Source organism: Streptomyces sp. NPDC003032, assembly GCF_053591415.1.
The window spans coordinates 74,852-95,825 of record NZ_JBSFTT010000018.1 but is presented as its reverse complement, the minus strand read 5'-3'; the positions used below and the strand labels follow the sequence as shown (position 1 = coordinate 95,825).

General features: G+C 70.7%; 15 protein-coding genes. 8 read left to right on the top strand and 7 right to left on the bottom strand.

What is annotated here, in order from left to right:
- The first annotated feature begins 132 nt into the window (after window positions 1–132).
- Both ACWDZ7_RS24745 and ACWDZ7_RS24740 read left to right on the top strand, forming a co-directional pair.
- Window positions 133–1,047 carry an alpha/beta hydrolase gene (locus ACWDZ7_RS24745; RefSeq protein WP_451799815.1) on the top strand — a complete coding sequence of 305 codons (915 nt, stop codon included), beginning with the start codon at window positions 133–135 and terminating at the stop codon, window positions 1,045–1,047.
- A complete protein-coding gene (locus ACWDZ7_RS24740; RefSeq protein ID WP_451799813.1) occupies window positions 1,044–1,430 on the top strand; it encodes a cupin domain-containing protein in 387 nt (128 codons plus the stop codon). The genes ACWDZ7_RS24745 and ACWDZ7_RS24740 overlap by 4 nt, the downstream gene beginning before the upstream one ends.
- Window positions 1,431–1,438: 8 nt before the next feature.
- Here the strand turns inward: ACWDZ7_RS24740 and ACWDZ7_RS24735 are convergent, their stop codons facing one another.
- The 3 genes from ACWDZ7_RS24735 to ACWDZ7_RS24725 all read right to left on the bottom strand — a co-directional run bounded on the left by ACWDZ7_RS24735 (window position 1,439) and on the right by ACWDZ7_RS24725 (window position 5,952).
- Window positions 1,439–3,265, bottom strand: a complete 1,827-nt coding sequence (locus tag ACWDZ7_RS24735) for an RICIN domain-containing protein (RefSeq protein ID WP_451799811.1) — start codon at window positions 3,263–3,265, stop codon at window positions 1,439–1,441.
- A gap of 40 nt (window positions 3,266–3,305) precedes the next feature.
- Complete coding sequence (locus tag ACWDZ7_RS24730) at window positions 3,306–5,096, bottom strand: RICIN domain-containing protein (RefSeq protein WP_451799809.1); 1,791 nt, start codon at window positions 5,094–5,096, stop codon at window positions 3,306–3,308.
- 115 nt (window positions 5,097–5,211) lie between these two features.
- The gene (locus tag ACWDZ7_RS24725; RefSeq protein WP_451799807.1) at window positions 5,212–5,952 is read right to left on the bottom strand and encodes an anti-sigma factor antagonist; all 741 of its coding nucleotides are present in this window, start codon (window positions 5,950–5,952) and stop codon (window positions 5,212–5,214) included.
- A 129-nt stretch (window positions 5,953–6,081) separates the two neighbouring features.
- On the opposite strand from ACWDZ7_RS24725, the gene ACWDZ7_RS24720 reads away from it, so the two are divergent.
- Together ACWDZ7_RS24720 and ACWDZ7_RS24715 are read left to right on the top strand one after the other, a co-directional pair.
- Window positions 6,082–6,444, top strand: a complete 363-nt coding sequence (locus tag ACWDZ7_RS24720; RefSeq protein WP_451519484.1) for a helix-turn-helix transcriptional regulator — start codon at window positions 6,082–6,084, stop codon at window positions 6,442–6,444.
- A gap of 1,036 nt (window positions 6,445–7,480) precedes the next feature.
- Window positions 7,481–8,323, top strand: a complete 843-nt coding sequence (locus ACWDZ7_RS24715; RefSeq protein ID WP_451799978.1) for a class I SAM-dependent methyltransferase — start codon at window positions 7,481–7,483, stop codon at window positions 8,321–8,323.
- Here ACWDZ7_RS24715 and ACWDZ7_RS24710 read toward each other — a convergent pair.
- Complete coding sequence (locus ACWDZ7_RS24710) at window positions 8,310–9,614, bottom strand: hypothetical protein (protein WP_451799806.1); 1,305 nt, start codon at window positions 9,612–9,614, stop codon at window positions 8,310–8,312. The two genes, ACWDZ7_RS24715 and ACWDZ7_RS24710, sit on opposite strands and share 14 nt — an antisense overlap.
- Window positions 9,615–10,108: 494 nt before the next feature.
- Between ACWDZ7_RS24710 and ACWDZ7_RS24705 the strand changes: the two genes are divergently transcribed.
- Window positions 10,109–11,383 (top strand): DUF5933 domain-containing protein, encoded by a 1,275-nt coding sequence (locus ACWDZ7_RS24705; RefSeq protein WP_451799804.1) that lies wholly within the window; start codon window positions 10,109–10,111, stop codon window positions 11,381–11,383.
- A gap of 126 nt (window positions 11,384–11,509) precedes the next feature.
- On the opposite strand, the gene ACWDZ7_RS24700 is transcribed toward ACWDZ7_RS24705, so the two are convergent.
- The 3 genes from ACWDZ7_RS24700 to ACWDZ7_RS24690 form a co-directional block, all read right to left on the bottom strand.
- The gene (locus ACWDZ7_RS24700; protein ID WP_451799802.1) at window positions 11,510–12,052 is read right to left on the bottom strand and encodes a GNAT family N-acetyltransferase; all 543 of its coding nucleotides are present in this window, start codon (window positions 12,050–12,052) and stop codon (window positions 11,510–11,512) included.
- Window positions 12,053–12,148: 96 nt separating this feature from the next.
- Window positions 12,149–12,706 carry a carboxymuconolactone decarboxylase family protein gene (locus ACWDZ7_RS24695; protein WP_451799801.1) on the bottom strand — a complete coding sequence of 186 codons (558 nt, stop codon included), beginning with the start codon at window positions 12,704–12,706 and terminating at the stop codon, window positions 12,149–12,151.
- A 104-nt stretch (window positions 12,707–12,810) separates the two neighbouring features.
- Window positions 12,811–14,265, bottom strand: a complete 1,455-nt coding sequence (locus tag ACWDZ7_RS24690; protein ID WP_451799800.1) for a CoA transferase — start codon at window positions 14,263–14,265, stop codon at window positions 12,811–12,813.
- A 209-nt stretch (window positions 14,266–14,474) separates the two neighbouring features.
- Here ACWDZ7_RS24690 and ACWDZ7_RS24685 point away from each other — a divergent pair, with 209 nt between their 5' ends.
- From ACWDZ7_RS24685 to ACWDZ7_RS24675, 3 genes are read left to right on the top strand one after another with little or no spacing between them, the layout of a single operon-like run.
- A complete protein-coding gene (locus ACWDZ7_RS24685) occupies window positions 14,475–14,738 on the top strand; it encodes an acyl carrier protein (protein ID WP_451799798.1) in 264 nt (87 codons plus the stop codon).
- Window positions 14,739–14,763: 25 nt separating this feature from the next.
- Window positions 14,764–19,323: a type I polyketide synthase gene (locus ACWDZ7_RS24680; RefSeq protein ID WP_451799797.1), complete on the top strand. Its 4,560-nt coding sequence runs from the start codon at window positions 14,764–14,766 to the stop codon at window positions 19,321–19,323.
- Window positions 19,320–20,924 (top strand): long-chain-fatty-acid--CoA ligase, encoded by a 1,605-nt coding sequence (locus tag ACWDZ7_RS24675; RefSeq protein WP_451799796.1) that lies wholly within the window; start codon window positions 19,320–19,322, stop codon window positions 20,922–20,924. Before ACWDZ7_RS24680 ends, ACWDZ7_RS24675 begins: the two co-directional genes overlap by 4 nt.
- The last annotated feature ends 50 nt before the right edge of the window (window positions 20,925–20,974 follow it).

Sequence of the window (20,974 nt, the reverse complement as noted above, 5' to 3'; positions counted from 1 at the left end):
GGATAGGCGCCCCACCGGCGGGCCCACGGTCGCACCGACACCGACCGGTGCGCCGACCGGCGCGTGATCCGCGCCAGTTGCCCGACGGATGGCGGATGACCTCCGGGAGCGGCGACGGCGAGGATGGCAGACATGGATCCCGAACTCGAAGCATTCGTCCCGCTGTTCCCCCGCACCGACCTGTCCGACCCGGCCACCGAACGCAAGAAGCTCGCCGAGCTGGCCGCCGCGATCCCGGCACCGGACACCACCGGAATGGTGATCGAGGACCGCGTGGTGCCCGCCGGGCCGGACGTGCCGGTGCGGATCTACCGCCCGCATCAGGCGCGGGGCGCACTCATCTGGATGCACGGCGGCGGATGGATCATGGGTGATGTGGACACCGAGCACCCGTGGGCCGCCCGGCTCGCCGACGCCTCCGGCCAGACGGTCATCTCAGTGGGCTACCGCCTGGCCCCCGAACACCGCTTCCCCGCCGCTCCGGACGACGCCTACGCCGTGCTGCTCTGGGCGGCCGAGCACGCGGCGCAACTCGGCATCGACCCCGCGCGGATCGCGGTCGGCGGGCACAGCGGCGGCGCGACCCTCGCGGCCGCGGTGGCGCTGCGCGCCCGCGACGAACAGGGGCCCGCGATCCGCTGCCAACTGCTCAACCAGCCGACGCTCGACGACCGGCAGGAGACGTGGTCGCAGCGGAACTTCACCGACACGCCCTGGATGAACCGCGCCAAGATAACCCAGGCATGGCGGCATTACCTGGGCTCCACGCCCGCCACACCGTACGCCGCCCCGGCACGGGCCACCGACCTGTCCGGCCTGCCGCCCGCCTACCTGGCCACCGCCGAGTACTGCCCGAACCGCGACGAGGGCATCGACTACGGACTGCGCATGCTGCAGGCCGGCGTCTCGGTGGAGCTGCACCAGTGGGCCGGCACCTTCCACGGATCACAGGCGATCCTGTCCGCCGAGATCTCCCAGCGACAGCTCACCGAACTCGGCGCGGCCCTGCGCCGCGCCCTGAGCGACCGAGAGGACATCCCGGCATGACTGTCACCCCGGTCGATCTCTTCGGCTCCTTCATCCACCTAGACCAAGGCGGTCAAGTACGCGCCGCGCAGCCCGAATTCGACACCGAGCGGGATGGCTGGCAGGTGATGACCTTCCATGTGAAGACCGCCGCCGACGTCCATGCCGACCACTGGGAGGTCCACCCCGAGGCGGAAGAAGTCGTGTCCTGCCTCACCGGTGCGATACGCCTCCACTTCCGCCCGGAACGGCCGGGCGAGGGGGAGGAGGAGATCAAGCTGGCCGCCGGAACCGCCGTCATCGTGCCGCGGGGACGATGGCACCGCATCACCTTGGACGCTCCCAGCGACATCATGTCCATCACCGCGCCCCGAGGCAGCCGCCTCGAAGCGCGGACCGAATAAGGAAGTCCTCAGGCGGTGCTCCGGCGCACGAAGACATCGAACACGCCGTTGCTGTCGCCGGGGACGAGGTCCGAGGCGGCGGAGGAGAAGACGACGAGGCGCCCGTCGGCGCTGATGGACGCCTCCGACGAGTAGTGGTCGCCGTCTCCGCCGTCGGCGTAAGCGGTGCTGACGCGCTGCGTCTTCCCGGTCTCCCGGTCGCGCACGAAGACATCGCTCGAATCGTTGGCGTCACGGGCGATGAGATTGGCGGCGGAGGCCCAGAACGCGACGTGCCGCCCGTCCGCGCTGATCGACGGACTGTCCGAGTGCCCGTCTCCTTGAGTGCCGTTGTCGGCCACGCTCACACGCTGGGTGGTTCCGGCCTGGCGGTCCCGTACGTACACGTCGCTGCGTCCGTTGGTGTCACCGGCGACGAGATTGGTGGCGAAGGAGGAGTACGCGACATGGCGCCCGTCGGCGCTGATGGACGGTGCCGCCGACCACTTGTCGCCCTGGCCCCCCGTACCGGTCACGCTGACGCGCTGGGTCGTGCCCGCCTGGAGGTCGCGTACGAAGACATCGTCGGCGCCGTTGGTGTCACCGGTCACGAGGTTGGTAGCCGCGGAGGTGAAGGCGACGTACCGTCCGTCGGCGCTGAAGGACGGCGTCCTCGACTCGCCGTTGCCCTGGCCGCCGCCGCCCGTGACGCTGACGCGCTGCGTGGTCCTGTTCTGCCGGTCGTGGACGAAGATGTCGTCGGCCCCGTTGGTGTCGCCCGCCACAAGCGTGCTCGCGCTGGAGGTGAAGGCGACGTACCGCCCGTCGGCGCTGACCGAGGGGGAGAAGGACCAGTTGTTGCCCTGGGAGCCGTTGCCGGCGACGCTGACGCGCTGTGTGGTGCCGTTGGTACGGTCGCGCAGGAAGACGTCCCTGTGTCCGTTGGTGTCATCGGTCACCAGGTTGCGCGCGACGGACTCGAAGGCGACGTACCGTCCGTCGGCGCTGATCGACGGCTCGTCCGACCAGCCGGCGGCGCTGCTCTCGGCGTCCCCGTCGGTGAGGTTCACGCGTTCGGTGGCGCCCGTCGTCCGGTCCCGCACGAACACGTCCGACGTGAGGTTCTTGTCGCCGGGTACGAGGGTCGTCGCGTCGGAGATGAAGGCCGCGTACCGCCCGTCCGCGCTCAGGACCGGCGAGGCGTCCATGCCCTGCATGGTCGTCTGGGCGCCGCCGGAGGTGAGGTTGACCCGTTCGGCGACGGTGGCGGGCGGGAGCACGGGCGGGGCGTCGAGCGGCGTCTCGTTCCCGGTCCGGGGAGCCCGCTGCTGGAAGCCGCTGCCGGACTGCCCGTAACACTGGGCCAGCTGGAGAGCCGCGCCGTGCGCGTGCGAGCCCGAGGCGACGTCGAGGCAGAGGGCGGGCGCGGGTGCGGCGGCCTGGATCCCGACGTGTTCGGCGCCGCTGTCGACGAGCCGGAAGTCGGCTCCGGCGCCGGCGGTGCAGTTCCCCTGCCGGGTCTGGGTGCCCCCGCGGGCGGAGGCGGGGTCGGGAACGGTCAGGCAGTGGTTGCTCCGGGCGTTGACGATGTTGATGGTGCTGCCGCCGCTGGGGGACTCGCGTACGTACCATTCGGCGCCGGTCTGCCCCGTGCAGTCGGCCTGGATGATGGGGGCGTCGAGGGACTGCGAGGAGTCCTTGACCTCCAGGCACTTGCCGCTGTGCACGGCGGTGATGTTCACCGCCGACGCGGCGTGCGCGGCCGGAGCGCTCAGCCCGACCGAGGCCACCGCCACGACGGCCGTACACGGGGCGACCAGCAGCCGCATGCGACGCGACCTCACGAGGTGACGCACGATCAGACTCCTTCTCTGCGCGAGACCGGATGGCGGCTCGCTAGGAAACGACGCGGCGGACGAACACGTCGGGGCGGTTGTTGGTGTCCCCGGCGACGAGGTTCGCCGCGGACGAGGTGAAGGCGACGGAGCGCCCGTCACCGCTGATCGACGGCAGGGTGCAGAGGGCGTCCCCCTCGATCCCGCTGCCGGAGGTGCTGACGCGGTGTGTGGTGCCGGTCTGCCGGTCCCGTACGAAGATGTCGTCCACGCCGTTGCTGTCGCGTACGAGCAGATTGCTCGCGCCGGACACGAAGGTGACGTACCGCCCGTCGTCGCTCACCGCCGCGTGGGCGGCGTAGCCGTTGCCCTGCCCGCCACCCCCGGAGAGGCTGACGCGCTCGGTGGTGCCGGTCCGCCGGTCGCGCAGGAAGACGTCCTGCTTGCCGTTGCTGTCGCCCGTCACCAGGTTCGTCGCCTGGGAGCCGAAGGCGACGTGGCGGCCGTCCGCGCTGATCGACGAGGAGGTGGCGTAGTTGTTCCCCTCGCTCCCGTCGCTGGCGACGCTGACGCGCTCGGTGGCGCCGCTCTGCCGGTCCCAGACGAAGATGTCGTGCTTGTTGTTGGTGTCCCCGGGGACGAGCGCGGCCGAGTTGGAGGAGTAGGCGACGTGGTCGCCGTCCGCACTGATCACCGGCGTGGTCGAGTTGTCGTAGCCGTCGCTCCCGGCGCCGGTCTCGCTGATGCGCCGGGTGGTGCCCGTCGTCAGATCGCGTACAAAGACGTCCCACTCGTTGTTGATGTCACCGGGCACCAGGGTGGTGGAGAAGGAATCGAAGGCGATGTGGCGTCCGTCGGCGCTGATGGAGGGTGAGGAAGCCCCGGAGTTGCCCTGGGTGCCGCCGCTCGCGACGCTGACGCGCCGCGTGGTGCCGGCTGTCAGGTCGCGTACGAAGACATCACCGGAAGCGTTGGTGTCACCGGGGACCAGGTTCGACGAGCCGGACTCGAAGGCCACGTGGCGGCCGTCGGCGCTGATGGAGACCTCGGACGAGCCGGAGTTGCCCTGCGCGCCGTTGTCCGTGACGCTGACGCGCTGCGTGGTGCCGGTCGTCAGGTCGCGTACGAACACGTCGCTGTAGCCGTTGGTGTCGCCCGGCACCAGGTCGGTCGCGTTGGAGATGAAGGCGACGCGGCGCCCGTCGGCGCTGACGGCCGAAGCGCCGTGGGAATCCGATGCGGGCTTCGTCTGGGCGCCGCCGGAGGTGACGCTGATCCGCTCGGGAGGCGCGGTGGGCGTGCCCGGCGGCAATGGATCAAGGGGAGTTTCGTTGCCGACGCGCGGAGCCCGTTGCGCGAAGCCGGTGCCGGACTGCCCGTCGCACGTGAGGAGTTGCAGGGGGACGCCGTTCGCGTGCGAGCCCGAGGCGACGTCGAGGCAGAGGGCGGGCGCGGGTGCGGCGGCCTGGATCCGGACGTACGCGGTGCCGGTGTCGACGAGCCGGAAGTCCGCCCCGGCCGAGATGGTGCAGGCCCCCTGCCGGGTCTGGGTACCCACACGTGCGGACGACGGGCCGGGAACGGTCAGGCAGTGCCCGCTGTGGGCGTTGACGATGTTGATGGTGTTGCCGCCGCTGGGGGATTCACGTACGTACCATTCGGCGCCGGCCTGCCCCGTGCAGTCGGCCTGGACGATCGGGGCGTCGGCGGACTGCGAGGAGTCCTTGGCCTCCAGGCACTTGCCGCTGTGCACGGCGGTGATGTTCACCGCCGACACGGCGTGCGCGGCCGGAGCGCTCAGCCCGACCGAGACCACCGCCACACCCCACACCGCGCCCACAGACGCGAACACCCTTAACCGCCACCGCTGTTGGCGCATCGCCCTCGTCCTTCCCGCTGGGTCGTGGCAGCATGCCCGTCCACGCTGACAGGGCCCTGACGCAGCGGTACGGCCCGAGGTGTCCGCCTCAGTTCAGGGAATGCTCCGTGTTCGTCCTGGCGACCGCGGCCACGAGCTGTTCCCGCACGGCCTCCGGCAGCTCACTCCCCTGAGCGGTGTCCACCAGGTCACCGGCCAGGCGGTACAGCTTGGTGTTGGTGTTCTGCGAGGCCGTGACCAGTACGTCCCAGGCGGCCTCGGGGCTCAGGCGGTAAGAGGACATCAGGATGCCGCGGGCCAGGTCGATGGTGGGCCGGGTCTGCATGGCCCGTCGCAACTGGGCGACCACGGCGCGCAGCTCCTGGTCGGTTTCCGGTTGCTGGTCCGCGTCCTCGGCCGCCGGTTCCGCGCTGTGCTCCTCTTTTGGGTACGAGATCGCGAACAGGTGGCGGGTGCCGGTCAGTTCGAGCATCCGCTCGACCGCGCGGCTGTGGGAGCCGATGGTGATGGCCTTGCCCTGTTCCAGCGCCCACTGGCGCAGATTGAGCAGGACGTTCAGACCGGAGCAGTCACAGAACCCCACGCCGCTCAGGTCGAGTTCGATGACGCGGGCCGACCGGCTGAGCGTATGGCGCAGACCCGGCCGCAGCCGTCGGCCCGTGTCCAGGTCCAGTTCCCCCCGCAGCATCACGATCAGCCGGTCGCCGTCGACCAAGGCGTCGAAGGTCGTCGGCAACGGCATCGGCGGAAGGGGCGCCAGTGGTCGGCCGCCCTGACCATGCTCGTCGCCCTTCCCCGTGAGGGACTCAAAGTGTGCGGGCTCCGGCATGGCCTCTCCCTCTCGTCACCGCCTACCGCCGTTTCCAGGCTGCCCGCCCGGCACCACGTACGTCAACTAATACCTGAAACGTAGTACGTGTTTTTGAAAACATGCACACCTGGTCGCTAGAGTTGGCCCATGGATGGAGTGCCCGAGACACACACCGGATGGACTTTTCTCACCAACCACGCGCGGGTGTTGGCAGCTATCGCGGACAATCACAACGCCCGCATCCGCGACATCGCCGCGCACTGCCGGCTCACGGAACGAGCGGTGCAGAAGATCATCGCCGACCTTGAGCAGGACGGATATCTCTCCCATACGAGGGAGGGACGCACCAATACCTACCAGATCGACCCCAGCAAGGTGCTGCGTCACCCGGCCGAATCCGGCCTGGCCGTGGCCTCTTTGCTGTCCCTGCTGGCCCGGGACGAGGCCAACCGCGCGGTGCCGACCGACGCCGACGCCGACACCGGTGACCGGCACCACGCCACGGCCTGACCGACGACACACCATCGCGCGCGGCCGGTTCGCCGGCCCCCCGCTCGCCGATCGGCCGGCCGATGCGCTTGACGGTGCGCGCGATGACGTCGCGGTCCGCGATGCGGAAGCCCGGCAGCATCTGCGCCACGTTGCTCTGCCACGCCGCTCTCGCAGGCAGTGGTCTCCGCCCGAGCCGCAGGGGCCTGGTCCTGGAACGTGACGTTGATCGGCCACCCGGAGCCGGGCAGCGCGACGGTGTCAGCGCAGAGCCGGACGGCGGCGGGTGGTGGTGACGCTCACGTCCGTGTGCCGAGCGCTGAGCGCTGAGCGAGGTCGGCGAGCGGCATCCGGCCATCGGCGGTGAGGGTCCAGGCATGCGCCGGTCCAGCACGGCCAGGGGAGCGGTCCGGCCCGGGCCGACACGGCCACAGTGCCCTCGGCCCGCACGCACGCCGTTGATCTTCTGCAGCCGGTCCAGGAGGCAGGCGGAGAGCGCGTGCAGGTCGTCGGCGGCGACCAGCGGCGTCAGGGTCGCGCTGCCCGCCAGATGCCGGATGCTGCGGGCCTGGGGGCCTGGGGGACGGCCGCAGAGTGAGCGCGAGCTCGCTCGAAGAGCCGGGAACGCAGTCGACGTCGACGGCCGCGGCGAACGCCTCCGTCACGACGCAGGTCACCCACGCCAGATCCCCGGTTCCGCTCGGCGGTGTCGACGTCGGCTACCGGGAGGCGGTGGAGCGCGGCCTCATCGAGGTGCTGCGGCTGCGGACCGCCGTACGCATCATGAGTCACACCGGCGGCCGCGGCGACTTCACTCTTCCGAGCGGCGTACGCGTCAACGAAGAGTTCACCGCCCTCGCCGACACCCGCGACCAGGCCCGCCTCCAAACCCGCAAACTGCTGCGCGACGGCGCCGGCATCAGGCATCCGCATGGACATGCGCACGGGAAGCGCGACGGGCGCGGAAGCGTGATCGTTGGGGAGGGGGCGCCCCATGAGCCGTGGAATCATCGGCAGCCGGACGGTGAGGGGCCTCGGAAGGTGGGGTGTGGACGGCATGGTGGCCGGCTGGGAGTGGGACGACAAGTTGTTCGCGGGCAGCGCCCCCTACTACCACCGCGGAAGGCTTCCGTACGCCCCCGGCTTGGTCGACGCGCTCGCGGACGTTCTCCGACTCGACGGAGGAGGACGCCTCCTGGACGTGGGCTGCGGACCGGGAACCCTCGCCCTGATCCTGGCGCCTTTGTTCGGCGAGGTCGTGGGTGTGGACCCGGACAGAGAGATGATCGCCGAAGCGAGGCGCCGGTCCGCCGAGCAACGAGTGACCGGAAGAACGCGCTGGCTCCCGGCCAGGGCGGAAGAACTGCCCGCGGGGCTGGGCCGGTTCACTGTGGCGGTGTTCGCACAGTCCTTCCACTGGATGGACCGCGACCTGGTGGCGGCGACCACGAGGGACATGCTCGAACCCGGCGGAGCCCTGGTGCACCTCTCGGACCTGAAGACGGAGCCCCGCCCCGCCGCCGGCCTCCCGTACCCGGCAGTGCCCTACGCGGCCATCGAAGACCTGGTCAGGCGCTACCTCGGCCCGACCCGGCGAGCCGGCCGAGGAGTGCTGACGCAAGGCACCCCCAGCGGGGAGGCGGCGATCTTGACCAGGGCGGGATTCACCGGCCCGCAGCGCCTCGTCGTCGCGGGCGGGCAGGCGCTGGAACGCACGTACGACGATGTCGTCGCCTGGGTCTTCTCGATGTCGTCCTCGGCCCCTCACCTCTTCGGCTCACGCCGAGCCGCCTTCGAGACAGCCCTGCGCCAACTGCTGCGCGGGGCTTCCCCGTCGTCCCGGTTCTCCGAACGGGGGCCGAGCACGGAGGTCCTCGTCTGGCGGGTCAGGGAGTGTTGACGGAGAAGACGACGCGCTTGCCCGCAGTGGTGTTGATGCGTTCGTTGATGCCCCACAGCCGGTCCGTGGACCAGGAGTAGCCCAGGTTCTGGGTGTAGACCGGCGCGGCGGTCATGACGTGCGGCGCGGCGTTGGCCTGTGCCTTGTGGACGCAGGAGTACGGATCGTCGGCCGTGCCGCCGCCCGCGCCCGTCGGGCACGTCCCTGACATGTACCAGTTCGTGCCGTCGGTGGCCGCGCCCTGCATGGACCAGACCGGGGAGGAGTACGCGGCCGACGCATGCCCCTTGGGCAGCTTGGTCGTGGCGTCGAGCGGCCAGCGGACGACTCGGCCGCCTGCCGCGTCCTTCTTGTACTCGGCGGAGACGAGGGAGTCCTGACCGCCGGTGCGGTCGAGGCTGAGGGAGTTCAGGCAGGGCGTGGTGCCCGCCGTGACGGAGCAGGCGGTGTTGCCGGTGGTGGTCCGGTACATCGCGACCATGGGCACGGCGTAGTTGTGCCAGAGGCCCGAAGAACTGGTCCCGGTGACGCCCACCTCCTTGGACTGCTCGCTCAGCTTCCAGATGTGCCGCAGGTCGTACACCTGGAGATAGCGGCCGTTGGCGACGAAGGCGCGGTCGCCGTACCAGACGACACCGTCGACGTGATTGCCGGACACCACCCGGAAGTCGCCCGTCCCGTCCGCGTTCTTCCGCGGCTGGACCAGGAGCAGATTGTGGTAGTTGGGCGTCCCGCTCTTGATGCTCACCAGCGAGAGCCGGGCGTACTCGTCGCCGCGACGCTCGGCCGGGTCGGGGTTGCCCATGTCGGTGCTGTGATGCCAGGTCGCGGCGTAGGCGGGAACGCCCTTCCACTGTCCGTCAGTGGGAGTCCCGCTGTCGCTGTACGGCAGGGAAAGGCCCTGGGGGGTCCAACCGCCCTCCGTGGCGTTCCAACTGCTCGACCGGTCGTCTTCCTTCTTCCAGCAGTACCCGCTGGGCTTGAGGCTCGCGGCCAGACCGGTGTCGTGACAGAGGCCCGCTATGCCGGCGTTGCCGGCCGTGTTGAGGAGCGTACCGACATCGACGTTCTTGACGGCGCCGGTCTTCTCCACCGCCGCGATCGCGGCATCCGTACCGTCGGTGCCACCTCCGGAAACGACTTGGTCGAGCTTGAACTGCGAGACGGTGCCGGGGTCCACCACGCCGAACGGCATCGCCGCGGCGGCCGGTTGCGCACTCACGAGCATCGCGGCGACAGCAGCCGCCGAGGCCCCGGCCCCGCCCAGTCGTCTTCTCCATGTGTAGGTCACGCAACGACGATAAGCCGTCCGAGCCACAGCTCGAACGGATCAGCGACGACGGAAATCTCCTCGGGTCTCAGGAATCGGGCCTCTGGCTCTGCGACCCCCGGATGTCAGGGTGCCGGGGGCACGGCACCGCCGATGAGCGGTAGGTGCGGATCCGAGCGGAGTCCGAGCGGCTGGTGAACGCGGGTGGGACCGACGCGCGCCTCTGACAGTATTCTCACCGGAGTTTGAACGGCGAGGCCGCGAGGCAACCCCCCGTACCACCCATGACCAGCGAAACCCACCCGCACCGCTCCGATAGCATGTTCGAACTCATGACGATCGCCTCATCGACCGTCACTCACCGGGAAGCCATGTCATCCGGCGTGCAGAGTGACTTATTTATTTAGCTAACGACATCTAACACATCGGCCAAAAAATTGACATCTAAAGCATCGCGGGTGTTTTCGCGAATAAATTACAGAACTACGCTCGCCGCGTGGCGCCGGCCACGGGCGATGCTGTGGACCGCGGCGAGTGTGGTGGCCCTCGGATTTCTTATCGCACTGGAGATCGCCGCGCGCCACTACGGCGTGGCGGGGCCGATCACCAATCAAATGCGAGAGGTGATATTCGCGCCCAAATCCGGTCCGCTGCTGTACGCCAGCATGGCGTTGATGATGGTGGTGCTCACCTGGCGGCAACGGTTCATCGCGGCCGGAATCGCGATCGGCATCGACGTCGTCTTCTTTCTGGTGCGGTGGGCGCTCGACGCCGAGATGATGTTCGGCAACGGCGCGTTGTGGGTGCTGCTCGGCTATGGAGTCATCGCTGTCACGCGCCGCACCGGCGCCGAACGTGTCCTGCTGCTGAAGGGTGTCGGCCTTGGCCTCCTGCTGGTGGCCGGTCGCAAAACCGGCGACGCCTGGCTGCTCATCACCTGGAAGACCCGCCCCACGGTGCTCGACCAGTATGTGGCAACCGCGGATCACGCGCTGGGCAACCCGTCATGGGTGGTGGGCCGGATGGTCGATGCCACCGGCTCGATCGGCGCCCACGTCCTCGACTACGTCTACATCCAGCTCGCGGTGGCCGCGGTCGTCGTCGCGCTGTACCAGCTGCGTAACGTGGCTACCGAGCGCCGCTTCCCGGGCCACCACCTGGTGCGCACCTTCCTGGTCATCGGCCTGCTCGGGCCCGGCATCTACATGATCTACCCGGTGGTCGGACCGATCTTCGCCTACGGCGCGGACGGCGGGCACTGGGCGGTGGCCGACCTCTGGCCGAACACGCCGCCGCAGATCACTGTCCCGCACGAGATGCCATTCGACGGGAAAACCCCACGCAACTGCATGCCGAGTCTGCACACGGCGTGGGCGACCACAATCTTCATCCACTCCCGCAAGGGCCCCAGAATTCTGCAATTCGCGGGCGCGTTCTGGTTGATAGCCACGCTCGGCGCAACGCTGGGATTCGGTTATCACTACGGCGCGGACATCATCGCCGGTGTGGTATTCGCGGTCACGATCGATGCGGCACTGCGCTCGCTCGACCGCGGCTGGGACCGACAGGGAATCCAGCTGGTCGCTTACGGCGCGACGGTCTTCGTCGCCCTCTTGCTGTCGTACCGCTTCATCCCCATGGAAATGGCCAACCACCCGTGGGTGTTCGGACCGCTTCTCGTCCTGGCGATGGCCTCAGTGATCCTCGGATACATACGGACCACCAAACTGCGGGAACCGAAGGCCGCACCGACGACCCCACAACCGGAACCGCAACCCGAACTGGTGTGAGTCGGAGCGGGGCGGCCGCCCCGCCCCACTCATCGAAGGTCACCGGCCCCCGCCACAGCCCCAGCGGCTGGTGGTGCGGGGGCCGTCGTACTCCGCGTCGGTGCCCCGTCCAGAGGGAGCGGCACCTCACAGTGGGTCGAGGATCATGAGGATCTCATCGCGATCGTCGTCCGCGGCAAGCCGGAGGGCGCCCGGCCACCGACCGACTTCCTTCCAGCCGAGCCGCCCGTAGAAGTCCTCCAGGCCCACGCCACCGCGGGCGGCGAGATGCAACTGCTCCAGCCCCATCTCCTCCCGGGCGACCCTGCGTACTTCCTCCATGAGGGCACGTCCGACCCCACGCCCGCGCACGGCGGTGCGGGTCTGGACATGATGGAGGGTGCCCCAGTGAGCGATCAGCTCGAACGCGTCACGACGGACATTGAGCCACCCGGCGAGTTCACCGTCGACTTCCGCCGTGAGGAGCCGACTGGTGTCGGGGGAGAGCAGGCCGACGATGCGATCGAGGACCGGAGTCACCGTATCGGCATCCACGGGCGGAAAGGGAAAACCGGCCCCACCACCCGAGTTGGTGACCTCGACCCAGCATTCGACAAGGGCACGCCGGAGTTGAGGGGTGACGGCACCGGGCGAGGTGAGCTGCTGAAGGGTGAGGGAGTCGGAGATCATCCCAAGATCATGACACCCACCTCTGACAGAGCCGATCAGTACGGTGGCCGGCCCCCGGCACGGAACGGGCACCCCCCGGGCCCGCGCGACAGCGCGTCAGTGACCGTGCATGCTCTGCGCCATCCGCACCAGCTCGTCCGTCTCCGGTGCGTCTATCTCGACGTCCAGGACGGTGCAGACGCGGGCGAGCATGTAGTAGAAGCCCGCCAGGACGAGGGTCTCGACGATCTGTTCCTCGGTGTAGTGGGCGGCCACGGCCGCATGGCGGGCCTCGTCCACGAGAGGTGAGGCGGCCGCGGCCGCGGCGAAGTCCAGGAGCGCCCGCTGGGCCGGGGTGAAGACGTCGGCGTCGTACTGCTTGCGGCGCAGGGCCGTGCGCTGTGCGTCCGTGACACCCACGGCCCCGGAGATGGGGACGTGCTGCGCCCACTCGTACTCGGCCTCGAAACCGGTGGCGTAGGTGAGGATGAGCAGCTCGCGGTCGATCGCGCTGAGGCTGCCGTCGGCGAAGAGCGCGGCGCCCAGCCGGGCGATCTGCGTGACCGACCGGGGCGCGTGGCCGAGAATCCGGTACACGTTGATGATGCGTCCCTGGCTGAGGGAGCGCAGGGCTTCGGGCATGGCCTCGGCGTCGAGGCAAGGGATGCGGGACATGAGGTCTCTCCTTTGGGGGCGGGCCGCCCGCCGGGGAAGAGCGGGGCAGCGCGCGTGAAGGCGAGCGGTGGGGGAGGAAAGGGCGTGGCGAGCGCCGCGGGGCGTCAGGACGCCAGGTCGTCGTCCCAACGCGGTTGCGACGAGCCACGGGGGACCAGGAGCGGACCGCGCCAGGCGGGCGGTGTCTCGCTCAGGCTGACCGGCGGCGCCACCAGGGAGAGGTCGCCGAGCGGGGTGGCCCGGGTGAGGCGCCGGGGCGGCGGCAGCGGAGCCGGCGGAAGGAGCCGCTGCGACTGCTGGCGCGTGAACGTGCCCAGCTCCCAGGCCCAGTTGGCGACACCGGCGAGGGAGACCCGGACCTGGTAGCTGCCGCCCTCGCGCGCGCGGCGCAGCACCGCGCTCATGACGCCGGCGGCGGCGAGATAGGCGGCCAGGTAGTCGTTGAGCATGCGGCCGGGTGGCAACCGGGGGCGCCCGTCCTGCTGTTCGCTCCAGTTGACGCCGGTCAGGGCCTGGGCGTGCTGGTCGAAGCCGCCGCGGTCCTGCCAGGGGCCGCTGTGGCCGTAGCAGCGTACGGAGACATGGATGATGCCCGGCGAGATCTCCGCGCACTCCTCGGGCCCGAGTCCGAGCCGGGCCATCTTGGAGGGCCGGTGGTTGTGCACGAAGACGTCCGCTGTGCGCAGCAGTTCCTCGAAGGCGCGCCGGCCGTCGCCGCCGGCGTTCAGGGGGAGGCGGGCCGAGCGCAGGCCGACGCCGGTCTCGTTCCAGCACAGGTCGTGGTCGAAGGCGTTCGGCTCGCACACGTGTAGTACGTCGGCGCCCTGTTCGGCGAGGACCCGGCCGGCCGCGGTGCCCGCGAAGACATGGGTGAACTGCAGGGAGCGCAGACCGGACAGCGGCTGGGCGCCGGCCGGCAGCGGACGCGGCGGGGCGTCGCCCACGCGCTCGACGGCCACGAGGGGTTCGCTGAGCACGGCCCGGCCCTGGGGGTGGGCGAGGAACTCCTCCCTGCTGCGTACGATCGCCAGCGGGACGCCCCGGGCGGCGGCCTCCTCCTCCAGGTCCCAGGAGATCCGGCCCGCGATGGCCGCGCCGATGTGTTCGCGGGTGTGCGCGGTGCCGAGCAGGTCGAGGAAGGCGTCCCGCGTGTTCGGGTAGCAGGCGATCGGGATGGCCCAGCGGTCGTCCGCGGTGCGGTACAGATCCCACAGGGCGGGGGCGAGATCGCCGTCGAGCCCGAGGACGCTGCCCATGTTGGAGCCGTAGCCGTTCAGGGTGTTGCCGCCGCCGAGGTAGGGCGTGAGCTGGTGCAGCGCCTGCCCGAGGTCCAGGCCCAGCCGCTGTGGGCGGCCCGTCGCGGTCCGCCAGATCTGTGCCGCGCCGACGGCGGCGGACAGCAGGGCTATACCCATGGCCGAGCCCAGCCGAATGGTGGACGGCACCAGCGGATCGTGTCCGTCCACGGCGAGTTCGCTGACGGCCTCGTCGCGTGAGAGGCCCAGCGTCTTCAGTGTCCTGTCTAATTCACCGACCAGATCGAATTCGTTTTCGTCCATGCCGGAAAACATATCACCGATTCGGCGGAGGTAAACCGACCATGGCATATTTATGGATGTCTGTGGGCGGTCCGGCCGGCGGTCCTCCGGATGCGCGGAAGTCTTCATCAGCCGGCTATCAGGTCACTATCAGGAACGGCTGTTTCGATTTCGGTCAGCAGTCGATTCGTAGAGAGGTGGTGACGTGGGTGTCGCATGATATTCCCACCATGGAGAAGCTGAGGCTCCTGCCGGAGTACGAGCGTCGGGAGCTCATCGAGGACCTGGTTGTGAGGGAGTTCAGGAGCGCCCTTTTCATGACCGAACACGAGGAGTTCTCCCTGGACATGGGCTTCCTTGACCTGGGACTCACCTCGCTGCGACTGAGCGAGGTGAAGCTCTCCCTGGAGCGAAGGCTCGAGTGCGAGATTTCGACGGCCGCCCTTTTCGGTCACCCGACCGCCGGTCAGTTGATCGACCATCTCTGTGCGTGATCCGTTTCCTGACCGGAGGAAATAAATGTCGGATCCATCGAATCCGAAAGCGGCCGAGCTGGCCGCCGTAATCGCCGATTTGCGACGCAAGGAGGAAGCGCTCGCCGCCCTTGAACGCGAGAAATACGAGCCCATAGCCATCGTAGGTATGGGACTGCGTATTCCGGGCGGGAACAATGACGTCGACACGTTCGCGGAGTTCCTGCGCGAGGGGCGTTCGGGCATCGGCCCCCTGCCGGCCGACGAGCGCCGCCAGATGGCCCCGGCCCCGGACAGCGAGTCCCTGGACCCTGAGTCCCTGGACCCTGACTCCCCGGGCGACTGGCCGCGCGGCGGCTTCGTACGCGACGTCGACCGCTTCGACGCCGCCTTCTTCTCGGTGTCGCCCAAGGAAGCCCCCTACATCGACCCCCAGCAGAGGCTGGCCCTCCAGACGGCCTGGGAGGCGCTGGAGCACGCCGGCATCGACCCCACCTCGCTGCGGCACGGCGACACCGGCGTGTACATGGGCGTCACCACGCTCGACTACATCTTCGAGTCCACCGGCCTCGCCCCCGCCGACCTCGACGGCTATCTCGCCCCCGGACTGACGCACAGCGCGGTCTCGGGCCGACTGTCGTACTTCCTGGGACTGCGCGGGCCGTGCATGACCGTCGACACCACCTGCTCCTCGTCGCTGACGGCCACCCACCTGGCCGTGCAGGCGCTGCGCGGCGGCGAGTGCGGCCTCGCGCTGAGCGGGGGCGTCAACGTCATCCACAACGCGCACAACCACACCATCCTGTCCCTGGGCGGGGTGCTCGCCTCCGACGGGCAGTGCAAGACCTTCGACGAGCGGGCCGACGGCTACGCCCGCGCCGAGGGGTGCGGGGTGCTCGTCCTCAAGCGGCTCTCCGACGCGCTGCGGGACGGCGACACCGTCCACGCCCTGATCCGGGGCTCCGCGGTCGGCCAGGACGGTGAGAGCGCGGGCCTGGTGGCCCCCAACGGCGCCGCCCAGGAACAGGTCATGCGCTCCGCACTGGCCCGGTGCGGGCTGGAGCCCGGCGACATCCAGTACGTCGAGGCCCACGGCACGGGCACCGCGCTCGGCGACCCCACCGAGATGGACGCCATCAGCGATGTGTTCGCCCAGTCGCACACCAGCGACCGGCCCGTGGTGGTGGGTTCGCTGAAGACGAACATCGGTCACATGGAGGGCGCGGCCGGTGTCGGCTCGATCATCAAGGCGGCGCTCCAGCTGCGGGAGAAGACGGTCTTCCCGCACCTGAACCTCGTCACCCCCTCGCGGCGCATCGCCTGGGACGACGCTCCCGTCACCGTCCCGACCGAGTGCGGCCCGTGGCCCGGCACAGGCACCGGGCGCGCGATGGTGAACGGGTTCGGAGTGACGGGCACCATCGCCTCCGTCGTCCTGGAGGAGGCGCCGGCCACGACCGGCACCGAAACGGAGGAGGACGGCGCCGACGCGCGCCCCAGCGCCGTACTCACCCTCTCCGCCAAGAGCCGCACCTCGCTGCGGCGGCTCGCCGAGCGCTACCTCGACCACCTGGACCGGCATCCCGCCGCCCCGCTCGCCGACCTGTGCCGGACCTCCAACACGGGGCGCGCCCACTTCCGTCACCGGATCTCCGAGGTGGTGAGCGACCGGGACGACACGGTACGGGCGCTGGGCAAGCGCGTCGCGTCCCTGACGGCGGGCACCGCCCGCGGTGGCGCGGCGAGCGTCCCGAAGGTGGCGTTCCTCTTCTCCGGCACGGGCACGCAGTACCCCGGCATGGGCGCCGCCCTCCACCGGCAGTACCCGGTCTTCCGCGCCGCGCTCGACGAGTGCGACCGCATCCTGACCCCGCTGCTCGGCGTCCCGCTCGGTGAGCTGGTCCGCGGCGAGTGCGAGGCACCCGAGCGCGTCCACGAACCCCGGTACCTGCAACCCGCGCTGTTCAGCCTCGAATACGCGATGGCCCGGCTGTGGCTGTCCTGGGGCGTGCGCCCCTCGGTGCTGATGGGCCACAGCCTGGGCGAGTTCGCCGCCGCCGCGGTGGCCGGTCTGTTCTCGCTGGAGGACGGGGCCCGTCTGGTGGCCGCGCGCGGGCGGCTGAGCGAGGCGGTGCGCAGCAAGGGCGGCATGGCGGCGGTCGGCGCGCCCGCCGCCGAGGTCGCCCCGCTCCTCGAAGGCTACCCGGACCTGACGGTCGGCGCCGTCAACGGCCCCGGCCAGTGCCTGCTCACCGGCGGCAACGACTCGCTGGCCGACGCGGGCCGGCGGCTGGCCGAACGCGGCGTGAAGTTCACCCCGCTGCGCGGCGCCGTGCCGTACCACTCGCCGCTGATGGCCGAGATCGTCGACGAGTTCCGCGAGGTGCTCGCCACCGTCGACTTCCGCACGCCGACCATGGCCCTGGTGTCCAACGTGACCGGACGCGTCGCCCGCGGACGGCAGATGGCGGACCCCGAGTACTGGATCAGGCATCTGCTCGAACCGGTGCAGTTCGAGGCCGGCGTCCAGGCGGTGGACCAGCGCGGCCGGCACGTCTTCGTCGAGCTCGGCCCCTCGGCCGCGCTCACCGCGCTGGCCAGGACCTCGGCCGGTGAGGCGGACCACGTCTGGCTGAGCAGCACCTTCCGCGACGACCACGACGGCGACATGATCCGCCGTTCCCTGGCCAAGGCGTACGAGGCGGGCGTGCGGGTCTCCTGGGCCGGCTACCACGAGGGCGCGCCGCGGCGCCGGATCCCCTTGCCGTCGTACCCCTTCGACGGCAAGCGGTACTGGCTGCCCACCGCGCAGCGCCGGGCCGCCGAGGCCGCCTGGCAGGCGGAACGGAACCCCGAGGGCGAACGGGGCGCGAGCGGCGGCCTGTTCTACGAGCAGCACTGGCTCGCCCAGACGCTGCCCGCCACGCGGCGGGAGCGGCGGCGCGTACTCGTCGCAGGGGACACGGCGCGGCTGCCGCGCGGGCTCGCGGAGGCCGCCGCCGCGGACGATGTCACCTTGACCGTCGCCACCGACGCGACGGTCCTGGCGGGCGCGCTGGACGGCGAGCCGCCCACCGACGTGTGCTGGCTGTGGCGCTCCGGCACGGAAGGCGCCGGAGCGGACGCGGATGACGCGGCGGCACGGCTGCGTGCCGAGTGCGAGGCCAACTACCGCGATCTGCTCGCCGTACTGGACACCCTGGCCCGCAAGGGCTTCGGCCGTGGCCAGCGGCTGTGGCTGGTCACCGAGGGCGCACAGCACCTGCCCGGCGACAAGTCCACCGAACCGGCGGCCGCGGCGACCCTGTGGGGCTTCGGCCGGGCCCTCGGCATGGAGTTCCCCGGATACCGGGTGACCCTGGTGGACCTCCAGCCCGGCACCGACGGCGTCACCGGCCTGGTGGGGGAGTGGCTGGCGGCCGGGGAGAGCGAACTGGAGATCGTCCACCGCGACGGCGAGCGCTGGGTGCGCCGACTGCGTACGGCCGAGCCCGTCCCCGCCGCTTCCCGGCCCCTCACCATCCGCCCCGACCGCACCTATGTGGTGGCCGGCGCCACCGGCATGGTCGGACGGGCCCTCGCCCACCGACTGGCCGCCCTGGGCGCCCGGCACCTGGCGCTGCTGAGCCGCACCGGCGGCCCGGCCCCCGCGCTCGGCGACGGCGTCACGGCGAGCGTCCACGCGTGCGACCTGGGCTCCGCGAGTGACGTCTCGCGCGTCCTGGCCGAACTCGCCGACACCGCAGCCCCGGTGGGCGGCGTGATCCACGCCGCCCAGGAGGCCGCGCAGGACCTCCCGCTCGCCCAGCAGACCTGGGAGAGCCTGGACGCCGTCTTCCGTACGAAGGTCTACGGCGCATGGCTGCTGCACGAGGCGACCGCCGACCTGCCCGAGCTGGACTTCTTCCTCGCCTGCTCCACGGCCGGAGCCCTGCTCGGCGCCGCCACCCAGACCGGCGCCGGCGCGGGCAACGCCTTCCTCGACCACCTGATGGCACAGCGTGCCGGTGCGGGCCTGCCCGCCACCGCCGTCAACTGGGGGCCGTGGGCGCCCCGCGAGCCCGGGCGACAGCTCAGCTCCTCCCTGGTCCGCAGCTGGGAGGGGCAGGGCATCACACTTCTGGAGCAGGACGCGGCCACCGACGCGCTGCCCGCACTGCTGGACGCCGGGCGCACCCAGGTCCTCATGGGCCACTGCGACTGGAACCGCTTCGTGGCCCGCAGGGCGCCGAGCGCGCTCTTCGCGGAGCTGGTCCCGGGGCCCGCCGCGGGCGGGGCACAGACCGACATCAGCGCCCTGACCACCGCCCCCGGAGCCGCCCGCTCGGCCGGGATCAACGCGATCGTGCGGGCCCGGCTCGCGGACGTCCTGCGCTTCGAGTCGGCCGACGACCTCGAACCCGACGCCGAACTGGCCGCCCTGGGCATGGACTCGCTCAACGCGGTCGAGATCCGCAACTCGCTGGAGGCAGCCTTCCGGGTCACGCTGCCGGCGTCCGTCACCTTCGACCGGCCCAGCGTGGACCTGCTCACCGAACACATCGAACAGCTGCTGTCCGGTGCCCAGGCACCGGCGCACGCGGCAGGAACGGGAGCACACCGATGACCACGTCACCGCGACCGCGGACACTCCAGGAAGTGATCGCCCGGCAGGCGGCGCTCCGGCCGGACCAGCCGGCCGTCGTCTGCGCCGGCCGGACGCTCACCTACCGGGAACTGGACCGGGAGAGCGAGCGCACGGCCCGGGTGCTGCGCGCGTCCGGCGTCGGACCCGGCTCCCGCGTGGGCTACCTCGGCAAGGAGGCCGTGGAGTACTGGGAGCTGGCCTTCGCCTGCGCCAGGACCGGCGCGGTCCTCGTCCCCGTCAACTGGCGCCTGACCGCGCGGGAGGTCGACCACATCCTGCGCGACTCCACCACCGAGGTGCTCCTCGTGGACGAGGAGCACCTGCCGGTGGCCGCCGAGGTGCGCAAGGGTCTGCCCACGTTGCGGACCGTGCTGTGCCTGGACGCGCACGCCGCCGACGCCGAGTCCCTGACCGCCCTCAAGCACTCGGTGTCCGCCGAAAGCGGCCCGCGGAAGCCCGGGAGCGACCCGCGGAAGCCCGAACCCGGGCAGGCGGACGGCGGCGAGGACAGCCCCGTCGTGCAGATCTACACCAGCGGCACCAGCGGCCTGCCCAAGGGCGTCGTCCTTCCCCACCGCAGTTTCTTCAACGTCGCCGAGGCGATGGACGACCACGGCCTGGACTGGCTCGACTGGAAGCCCGGTGACCGCGGTCTGATCGGCCTGCCCGGCTTCCACATCGGCGGCCTCTCGTACGGGATGCAGGCGTTCAACGCCGGTGCCACGGTGGTCTCCCTGCCGGCCTTCATCAGCTCCGACGCGGTACGGGTGATCGAGGAGGAGCGGGTCACCACCGCCATCGTGGCCCCCGCCATGCTGGAGCTGATGCTCGCCGAACCGGCCGCCTCCAGGGGCGCCCTCGGCACGCTGCGCAAGGTGGTCTACGGGGGCTCCCCCATCGGCGAGGCTCTCCTGAGCCGGGCGATCGACGTCCTGGACTGCGACTTCCTCCAGATCTACGGCAGCAGTGAGACCGGCAACTTCGCCGTCTGCCTGCCGCCCGCCGACCATGTCCCCGGCAGCCCGCGGCTGCGCGCGGCGGGCCGCCCGTACCCGGGCATCGAGGTGCGTATCGAGGACCCCGAGGGCAAGGAGCTGCCGACCGGGGAGGTCGGGGAGATCTGTGTGCGCACACCCGCCCGGATGCTCGGCTACTGGCGGCTGCCCGAGGCCACGGAGCGCACCGTGGTCGACGGATGGGTGCACATGGGGGACGCGGGCTGTCTGGACGAGGACGGGTTCCTCTACGTCCGTGACCGGGTCAACGACATGATCATCGTGGCGGGGGAGAACGTCTACCCGGCCGAGATCGAGGACGCCCTCGCACGGCACCCCGCCGTGGCCGGGGCTGCCGTGGTGGGCCTGCCGCACGAGCGGTGGGGGGAGTCCGTGCACGCCCGGGTGGTCCTGGAGCCCGGACGGCAGGCCGGGGCCAGGGACCTGCTGCTGTTCCTGCGCGGCCGTCTCGCGGACTTCAAGATGCCCACCTCCTACGACTTCGCGGACGCACTGCCACGCAACCCCAGCGGCAAGGTCCTGCGGCGGGCGGTGCGCGACGAACTGGCCGCCGCGAAGGCCTGATCGGCCGCGCACACTCCATACGGCGGTGGCCCGCCCCCTCACCGAGCCGA

Excerpts from the sequence above, each read along its gene's own strand:
- ACWDZ7_RS24745 (WP_451799815.1), top strand. The coding sequence starts at position 133 with ATGGATCCCGAACTCGAAGCATTCGTCCCGCTGTTCCCCCGCACCGAC.
- ACWDZ7_RS24740 (WP_451799813.1), top strand. The coding sequence starts at position 1,044 with ATGACTGTCACCCCGGTCGATCTCTTCGGCTCCTTCATCCACCTAGAC.
- ACWDZ7_RS24725 (WP_451799807.1), bottom strand. The coding sequence starts at position 5,952 with ATGCCGGAGCCCGCACACTTTGAGTCCCTCACGGGGAAGGGCGACGAG.
- ACWDZ7_RS24720 (WP_451519484.1), top strand. The coding sequence starts at position 6,082 with ATGGATGGAGTGCCCGAGACACACACCGGATGGACTTTTCTCACCAAC.
- ACWDZ7_RS24715 (WP_451799978.1), top strand. The coding sequence starts at position 7,481 with ATGGTGGCCGGCTGGGAGTGGGACGACAAGTTGTTCGCGGGCAGCGCC.
- ACWDZ7_RS24705 (WP_451799804.1), top strand. The coding sequence starts at position 10,109 with ATGCTGTGGACCGCGGCGAGTGTGGTGGCCCTCGGATTTCTTATCGCA.
- ACWDZ7_RS24700 (WP_451799802.1), bottom strand. The coding sequence starts at position 12,052 with ATGATCTCCGACTCCCTCACCCTTCAGCAGCTCACCTCGCCCGGTGCC.
- ACWDZ7_RS24695 (WP_451799801.1), bottom strand. The coding sequence starts at position 12,706 with ATGTCCCGCATCCCTTGCCTCGACGCCGAGGCCATGCCCGAAGCCCTG.
- ACWDZ7_RS24690 (WP_451799800.1), bottom strand. The coding sequence starts at position 14,265 with ATGGACGAAAACGAATTCGATCTGGTCGGTGAATTAGACAGGACACTG.
- ACWDZ7_RS24685 (WP_451799798.1), top strand. The coding sequence starts at position 14,475 with ATGGAGAAGCTGAGGCTCCTGCCGGAGTACGAGCGTCGGGAGCTCATC.
- ACWDZ7_RS24680 (WP_451799797.1), top strand. The coding sequence starts at position 14,764 with ATGTCGGATCCATCGAATCCGAAAGCGGCCGAGCTGGCCGCCGTAATC.
- ACWDZ7_RS24675 (WP_451799796.1), top strand. The coding sequence starts at position 19,320 with ATGACCACGTCACCGCGACCGCGGACACTCCAGGAAGTGATCGCCCGG.